Below are 1,311 nucleotides of genomic sequence, written 5' to 3'. Positions count from 1 at the left end.
TTTAATTTATCCTTATCAAATTCTTTTTGCGCCTCGTACCAGTCCTGACCTTTTTCATCTTTTAAGAAAGAAACACCCAATGATAATAGTTCCGCCACATCACTATTTTCATCAGGCACATATGCTGTTAGATTTTTTAAAATAAACATAATATTTCTCTAAACTGAGGTTGCTGTATACCAGACACCGTTAATGAGGTATTGCACGGCGCGATAATAAATATTCAGGTTAACTGTGTAGTTAGCAGAACCATAGAGACCCGTTAAAACGATGCCATTCCCGAAGCTTAAATCTCTGTTACCAATCTGACCTGTGCTGGTTACGCTCCCCAGTCTGACCTGTGTAACATATTTCCCATCACTCTCACCTTTTGTATATGCCTGACCGGCTGGGGTGTAACTACCTTTTGGCTGGTAGCGGTTTTCGCTCTCTGCTTTAGTATAAGCATCACCTCTTTTCGCCAATTCTACCACTGCGTTGCTCACTCGATGGCGCATATAAGGTCTGGTTGCATCACCGCTCACAAAGCCTGCGTACGTTGCACCATCTGGTAACACGTATCGCACATCAAAATTGCCGTAATTTGACGGAATTACCTGACCTGTAACAGTGACATTTTTTCCGTTTGTGGCGCTGATATTGATTGAACCGTCGCTCTTCAGATTAATACTGTTATTTCCGCCCTTGTAATTATTGAAAACGACATCAGCATTATTTGTTGAGCCTGCTCCTACATACCAGTGATTTACATTAGCCGAATCAACAGAAATTAAGTAACTGGCATAACCCGCTGTTTTTGGCTGTAACCTGATAGCCTCACCATCAACGTTCACGATGAGTCTGCCCGTCATAGTGTCGCCAGTTTTGGCAACTGCTCCAACTTCTCCTGCAGTGGGTTTGTAAAATTCGGTGTAGATTTTCCCCCAGCCACCAAACACCCCTTGCGGCGTAGACCCGCACACACCCAACATTGGAGCCTGCCCACCCTGTTTGGCAATAATATGCACCTGGGAACCAGAGTCGTAACCAAAGCTAATCAAAGAGGCATTACCATATGATGCTTCATTCTGTACGGCGTAAAATCCGTTGCGCAGCGGTTTTAATGCATCCACTCCCGGAATTAGATTATCTGTACCATACCCCCCTAGACTCATCCAGCCAGTGGTCAACACGCGGCCTGTTGTCGTATCGGTCTTAGAGATGACAATATCTTTTGAGGATGAAGTTCCGAGAGTGTCTTTAATTGCTTTAGCCGCTGCGCTTACTGCCTTAGGTGTCGCCGCCAGCGTCTCAGACGCGCTGTCGGTCGCG

At 45.4% G+C, this 1,311-nt stretch carries 1 protein-coding gene; it reads right to left on the bottom strand.

Features of this window, described 5'->3' with window-relative positions:
• Nucleotides 1-158: 158 nt before the first annotated feature.
• The coding region (locus AK59_RS0123135) for a tail fiber protein (protein WP_029883929.1) at nucleotides 159-1,311 on the bottom strand (1,153 nt) is incomplete at its 5' end.

Origin of the sequence: Enterobacter sp. T1-1 (genome assembly GCF_000710795.1) — a bacterium.
In the GTDB taxonomy this organism is placed as follows: domain Bacteria; phylum Pseudomonadota; class Gammaproteobacteria; order Enterobacterales; family Enterobacteriaceae; genus Enterobacter; species Enterobacter cloacae.
Note: the sequence above shows the minus strand (reverse complement) of the source record. Positions and strands in the feature narration are given on the sequence as shown.